The 297-nt window shown below is 64.3% G+C and carries 1 protein-coding gene; it reads right to left on the bottom strand.

What is annotated here, in order from left to right; genetic code table 11:
* On the bottom strand, window positions 1-297 hold a 297-nt coding region (locus tag F7R06_RS30855), incomplete at both ends, for a hypothetical protein (protein ID WP_212613261.1).

The raw sequence follows: 297 nt of genomic DNA, 5'->3' as shown, positions 1-297 counted from the left end.
AAGCGCCGTTGGCGCCGATCACCAGGGTGCCGACGTTGGCGATGGTGGCTGTGCTGCCAGCCTGGTACTGGGTGCCGTCCACTGTGAAATTAACCACGCTGACCGGGCCGTCAACGCTGCTGGTGCCGGTGAGAACGCTGCCGCTGATGGCGGAGTCTTCGGCCGTGGTTACGCTTTCGCTGAGGTCGGTGAAGCTGTCGTCCACCGGGGTCACGCTGATGTTCAGGGTCGAGGTGACGTCTGCGCCCGAACCGTCGGTGACGGTGTAGGTGACGGTCGGCACTGCGCCGTTGTAAT

The organism is Pseudomonas moorei (assembly GCF_008801475.1).
Lineage (GTDB): Bacteria > Pseudomonadota > Gammaproteobacteria > Pseudomonadales > Pseudomonadaceae > Aquipseudomonas > Aquipseudomonas moorei.
The sequence above is the reverse complement of the archived record's forward strand: the minus strand, read 5'-3'. Positions and strand labels throughout refer to the sequence as shown.